Genomic DNA, 6,001 nt, shown 5'->3' with positions numbered 1-6,001 from the left:
TCAGGCCGCGGCGTTGACGACTGCCGAGATCGCCGAGGTGAAGAACGTGAGGCCGTCGGTGCCCGAACGCATCGCCGCGCGGGTGTCGGGGCCGAAGCCGGGCTCGACGGCGTGTTCAGGATGCGGCATCAGGCCCACCACATTGCCGCGCTCGTTCGTGAGACCGGCGATGTCGTCGAGCGAACCGTTCGGGTTGATCCCGAGGTAGCGGAACGCGACCAGGCCTTCGCCCTCGATGCGTTCGAGGGTTTCGGTCGAGCAAATGTAGCCGCCGTCAGCGTTCTTGAGCGGGATGACGATCTCTTGGCCCGCCTCGAAGCCGCTCGTCCATGCGGTGTCGGCGTTCTCGACGCGCAGCCGCTGATCGCGACGGATGAACTGCTGGTGCGCGTTGCGGATCAGGCCGCCAGGAAGCAGGTGAGCCTCGACGAGCATCTGGAAACCGTTGCAGATGCCGAGGATCGGCATCCCCTTCGCCGCGGCATCCGCGACTTCGTGCATGATCGGCGCGTGGGCGGCGATAGCGCCGGCACGCAGATAGTCGCCGTAGCTGAAGCCGCCGGGAAGCACGAGAGCGTCGACGCCACCGAGGTCGTGGTCGCCGTGCCACAACGCAACGGGCTCGCCGCCGGCGACACGGATGGCGCGCTGGGCGTCGCGATCGTCGAGCGAACCGGGGAACGTGATGACCCCGATGCGGACGGTCACTCGATGACCTCGATCCCGACGACATCCTCGATCACGGAGTTGGAGAGGATCTCGTCGGCGATTCGCTGAGCGGACTCAAGGAGAGCGTCGTCCACCTCGCCCTCGACCGTCAACTCGAAGCGCTTGCCGATGCGCACACCGGCGAAGCCGTCGATTCCGAGCCGGTTCAGGGCGCCGGCGACGGCCTTCCCCTGGGGGTCGAGCAGCTCGGCCTTGGGCATGACGTCGACGACGATGGTCGGCATGGGGCGCTCCGGATGTCGAGGGAGGGGGCGCTCTCAGTCTACCGAGGCGCCTGGATGGCGCGCTGACGCGCCGTCATCAAACCGTTACCCGATCATTTGGGAGCGCTCCCTTGACGACGTGGGAGCGCTCCCGTACCGTGTTCCGCAGCCGTGGGAGCGTTCCCACGGCGGCCAGGGTTCCGCCCTCCCTCGGTACCCAGGCACAACCCAGCGGGTGCCCGTCCGGCATCCATCACACAAAGGAGTGACTGTGTCATCACGTGCCTTCCGTCGCAGCGCGATCGTCGCCGCAGCATTCGGCGCCTCCGCGCTCGTCCTCGCCGGCTGCTCGGGCAGCGGCGGGGGATCGGAAACCGTCAACCCCGACGAGCCGATCACCCTCACCATCTCGACCTTCAACGACTTCGGGTACACCGATGCGCTGCTTCAGCAGTACATGGATGAGAACCCGAACGTCACGATCGTCCACAACATCGCCGCCACGTCGAACGACGCACGCGCGAACTACTTCCAGAAGCTGGGCAAGACGGGTCTTGCCGACATCGAGGCCATCGAGGTTGACTGGCTGCCCGAGGTCATGCAGTACGCCGACCTCCTCGCGCCGGTGCCGGCCGACCTCGCGAGCCGCTGGCTCGACTGGAAGGTCGAGGCTGCGACCGACCCCGATGGCAACCTCATCGGCTACGGCACCGATATCGGTCCCGAGGCTGTCTGCTACCGCACCGACCTGCTCGAGGCCGCCGGTATGCCCACCGACCCGGATGCCGTCGCTGAGCTCCTCACGGGCGACTGGGACACCTACTTCACGGTCGGTCAGCAGTACGTCGACGCAACCGGCAAGGCCTGGTTCGACTCGGCCGGCGCCACCTACCAGGGCATGATCAACCAGGTCGAGGCCACCTACGAAGACCCCGCCACTGGCGAGATCATCGCGACCACCAACCCCGAGGTCCAGGACATCTACAACGCCGTCCTCGACGCCAGCTCGACGCAGTCCGCTCACCTGCAGCAGTGGGGCGACGACTGGTTCGCAGGGCTCGCCAACGGTGACTACGCCACGATGCTCTGCCCCGGCTGGATGCTCGGTGTCATCTCGGGCAACGCGCCCGACGTCACCACGTGGAACATCGCGAACGTGTTCCCCGGCGGCGGTGGCAACTGGGGTGGCTCGTACCTGACCGTTCCTGCCAACGGCGCGAACGTCGCCGCTGCCCAGCAGCTGGCCGACTGGCTGACCGCTCCGGAGCAGCAGATCACCGCCTTCGAGGACGCCGGAACGTTCCCGAGCCAGGTGGACGCGCTGGCTGACCCGATCCTGCTGGACTCCACGAACGAGTACTTCAACAACGCGCCCGTCGGTTCGATCTTCACCGATCGCGCCAACGCCGTTGACGTCGTGCCGTTCAAGGGCCAGTACTACTTCCAGATCAACGACGCCATGCAGCAGGCGCTGACCCGTGTCGAAGACGGCACGCAGAACCCGCAGCAGTCGTGGGACCAGTGGGTGTCTGAAGTCGACCTGATCGGCTGATAAACCCCGCCGCGGACCCGGCGCCCTTCCGCCGGGTCCGCGGCACCTCCCCTCGATCTCAGGAAGCTCTCGTGACCAGCACACTCGCTCGCCCGGCATCTGACGCCCCGGCGAAGAACCCCGACCGGCCCCCGCGCCGCATCGGTTTCGGGCACCGCCTCAGCCGGTGGGACCTGAAGCTCTCGCCCTACCTCTACATCTCGCCGTTCTTCATCCTCTTCTTCGTGGTCGGACTCTTCCCGATCGCCTACACGGCAGTGATCTCGTTCATGGACTGGGATCTGGTCCGCAACTCCGGCGAGTTCATCGGCTTCGAGCAGTACACGTGGGTTCTCTCGAACCCCAAGTTCTGGATTGCTCTGCGCAACACCTTCAGCATCTTCTTGCTCTCGAGCGTGCCGCAGCTGATCATCGCGATCTTCATCGCGGCGATGCTCGACCAGAACATCCGCGCCAAGACGTTCTGGCGCATGGGCGTTCTCGTCCCCTACGTCATGGCCCCGGTCGCGGTGGCCCTCATCTTCAGCAACATGTTCGCCGACCAGTACGGCCTGGTGAACAACTTCCTCGCCTCGATCGGTATCCCGGCGGTGCCGTGGCACTCGGATGCCTTCGCCAGCCACATCGCAATCGCCACAATGGTCAACTTTCGCTGGACCGGGTACAACACCCTGATCCTGCTCGCCGCGATGCAGGCGATCCCGCGGGACTACTACGAAGCGGCGACCGTGGACGGTGCCGGACGCATCCGTCAGTTCTTCTCCATCACGGTGCCGAGCCTGCGACCGACCCTGATCTTCGTCATCATCACCTCGACGATCGGTGGCCTGCAGATCTTCGACGAGCCGCGCATGTACGACCAGTACGGCACCGGCGGTGCGAACTCGCAGTGGCTGACGATCACCCTCTGGCTTTACAACATCGGCTGGGGTGAGTGGAACTTCGGTCGTGCGGCAGCTCTTGCCTGGATCTTGTTCATCATCATCCTCGTGATCGGTGTCATCAATCTGCTGGTCACCCAGAGCGTCGTGCGCACCGAAGGCAGCCGCGGCGAGCTGACCCGCCGACAGCGCCGGGAACAGAGCCGCGCTGCCCGCGAACGGCTCGCGGCCGAATCCGCCGCAGCCCGGTCATCCGAGGCAGCATCGACACCCAAGGAGGACGTGCGATGACCGCCGTCGAGCCGATCCCGGTAGCCCCGCGGGACGAATTCCCGCCCGAGGAGCGCAAACTGCGCCGCCGCCGCGGGATCCGCGGTCAGCGTCCCGGCTGGGTCACCTACGCCGTGCTGGGCGTCTTCCTGCTCGGATGCTTCTTCCCCTACTACTGGTCGATCCTCATCGGCTCGGGGGATTCGAGCACCATCCGAGACCCCAACATGTCGTGGATTCCCGGCGGCAACTTCTTTGCGAACGCCGCTGCCGTGGTGTCCAACCCCGCGGTGAACTTCTGGCTGGCCCTGTGGAACAGCATCTGGAGCTCGGTGGTCATCGCGGCATCCGTGGTGTTCTTCTCGACACTCGCCGGGTGGGCCTTTGCGAAGCTGCGTTTCGCGGGAAGCCGCTGGCTGCTGGTCTTTGTGATCGCGACCATGGCAGTTCCCACGCAGCTCGGTGTCGTGCCGCTGTACATCCTGTTCGCGGACCTCGGGTGGACCGGCCAGATCGGCGCGATCATCATCCCCGCGCTCGTGACGGCGTTCGGGGTGTTCTGGATGACGCAGTACCTGCAGCAGGCGGTGCCCGACGAGCTGATCGAGGCCGCCCGTGTCGACGGTGCCAGCTCGTTCCGCACGTTCTGGACCATCGGCATCCCGGCGGCTCGTCCCGCCGCCGCGATGCTCGGACTGTTCACGTTCGTGACGGCCTGGAACAACTTCTTCTGGCCGTTCATCGTGCTCGACCGGCAGAACCCGACCCTTCCCGTCGCGCTCTCGCTCTTGCAGTCCAACTACTTCGTCGACTACTCGATCGTTCTCGCCGGAGTGATCCTCGCTACGATTCCGCTCCTGATTCTCTTTGTTTTCGCGGGCAAGCAACTCGTGAGCGGCATCATGGCAGGAGCAGTGAAAGGCTGAAATGACAACTGATTTCTCGACCGAAGCCGTGGCTACGGCATCCGCGTCGGCGCGCCCGTTCCCGACCAACTTCCTGTTCGGTGCAGCGACCGCGGCCTATCAAATCGAGGGCGCTGCCCACGAAGACGGGCGACGCGATTCGATCTGGGATGCCTTCAGTCGCGTCCCCGGCGCGGTGATCAACGCCGACAACGGCGACGTCGCGTGCGACCACTATCACCGGTATCGCGAGGATGTCGCGCTGATGCGCGACCTCGGCCTGCAGACGTACCGCTTCTCGACCTCGTGGTCGCGGATCCGACCCGACGGCGGCGCGCTGAATCCTGCCGGGCTCGACTTCTACAAGCGCCTGGTCGACGAGCTGCTGGATGCCGACATTCTGCCGTGGCTCACGCTCTACCACTGGGACCTGCCGCAGGCGTTGCAGGAGCGTGGCGGTTGGGCCGCGCGCGAGACCGCAGACCTGTTCACCGAGTACGCGCTTGACGTGCACGATGCGCTCGGCGACCGCGTCAAGGTCTGGACCACCCTGAACGAGCCGTGGTGCTCGTCGTTCCTCAGCTACACCGCCGGCATCCATGCCCCCGGTCGATTCAGCATCGCCGAAGGGATGCTCGCCTCGCACCACCTGCTGCTCGGTCACGGCCAGGTCGTGCGGGAATTGCGCGCGCGCGATGAGTCGCTGAACCTCGGGATCACGCTGAACCTCACCGTTGCCGAGCCCGTCACCGACGCACCAGCCGACCTCGACGCCGCCCGTCGGATCGACGGCCAGTTCAACCGGTGGTTCCTCGACCCGATCTTCCGCGGTTCGTACCCGGCCGACATCGTCGAAGACATCCGTGCCGTCGACGGGGCCGCGGTAGCGGAGTGGGAGGGGGCTGTCTCGGATGCCGACCTCGCCGTGATCTCGACACCGATCGACAGCCTCGGGGTGAACTACTATCACGGCGAACTCGTCGGCGGCACTCCTCCCGTGGTCAGTCCCGGCGGCGGCGAGGCGCCCACCGAACGCGAGACGGCATCGCCGTTCCCCTCGCACGAGGACATCTTCTGGCACGATCGGGGCCTGCCTCGCACGGCTATGAACTGGGAAATTCAGCCCTCGGGACTGACAACGCTCCTGCGGCGGGTGTGGGACGAGTACGCCGAGCCCGCGGGTGTCGCGCTGTATGTCACCGAGAACGGAGCGGCCTTCGACGACGTCCGCGTGGAAGAGAACGGCGTCCCGCACGTGCATGATGCGGCCCGCACCGCCTTCCTCGAGAACCACCTCGCGGCGATCCTCGACGCGGCGGATGCAGGCGTGGACGTGCGCGGGTATTTCTACTGGTCGCTCATGGACAACTACGAGTGGGCGTGGGGATACGAGAAGCGGTTCGGTATCGTACGAGTCGAGTACGACACGCAAGAGCGGGTCGTCAAAGACAGCGGTGCCCG

Annotated in this window: 6 protein-coding genes; 4 read left to right on the top strand and 2 right to left on the bottom strand. The window is 65.9% G+C overall.

The window, feature by feature from the left end; all coding sequences use genetic code 11:
- A complete protein-coding gene (gene purQ / locus B3587_RS08415) occupies positions 1–708 on the bottom strand; it encodes a phosphoribosylformylglycinamidine synthase subunit PurQ (protein WP_292727819.1) in 708 nt (235 codons plus the stop codon).
- Complete coding sequence (gene purS, locus B3587_RS08410; protein ID WP_228179373.1) at positions 705–953, bottom strand: phosphoribosylformylglycinamidine synthase subunit PurS; 249 nt, start codon at positions 951–953, stop codon at positions 705–707. Before purS ends, purQ begins: the two co-directional genes overlap by 4 nt.
- Before the next feature lie 250 nt (positions 954–1,203).
- Here purS and B3587_RS08405 point away from each other — a divergent pair, with 250 nt between their 5' ends.
- From B3587_RS08405 to B3587_RS08390, 4 genes are all read left to right on the top strand, one after another.
- Complete coding sequence (locus tag B3587_RS08405) at positions 1,204–2,484, top strand: extracellular solute-binding protein (protein ID WP_292727818.1); 1,281 nt, start codon at positions 1,204–1,206, stop codon at positions 2,482–2,484.
- A 71-nt stretch (positions 2,485–2,555) separates the two neighbouring features.
- Positions 2,556–3,656, top strand: a complete 1,101-nt coding sequence (locus B3587_RS08400; protein WP_228179371.1) for a carbohydrate ABC transporter permease — start codon at positions 2,556–2,558, stop codon at positions 3,654–3,656.
- Positions 3,653–4,561 (top strand): carbohydrate ABC transporter permease, encoded by a 909-nt coding sequence (locus tag B3587_RS08395; RefSeq protein ID WP_292727816.1) that lies wholly within the window; start codon positions 3,653–3,655, stop codon positions 4,559–4,561. The genes B3587_RS08400 and B3587_RS08395 overlap by 4 nt, the downstream gene beginning before the upstream one ends.
- Before the next feature lies 1 nt (position 4,562).
- The coding region (locus B3587_RS08390; protein WP_292727814.1) for a GH1 family beta-glucosidase at positions 4,563–6,001 on the top strand (1,439 nt) is incomplete at its 3' end.

It is taken from the genome of Microbacterium sp. UBA837 (assembly GCF_002296025.1).
Lineage (GTDB): Bacteria > Actinomycetota > Actinomycetes > Actinomycetales > Microbacteriaceae > Microbacterium.
Note: the sequence above shows the minus strand (reverse complement) of the source record. Positions and strands in the feature narration are given on the sequence as shown.

Excerpts from the sequence above, each read along its gene's own strand:
- purS (WP_228179373.1), bottom strand. The coding sequence starts at position 953 with ATGCCGACCATCGTCGTCGACGTCATGCCCAAGGCCGAGCTGCTCGAC.
- B3587_RS08395 (WP_292727816.1), top strand. The coding sequence starts at position 3,653 with ATGACCGCCGTCGAGCCGATCCCGGTAGCCCCGCGGGACGAATTCCCG.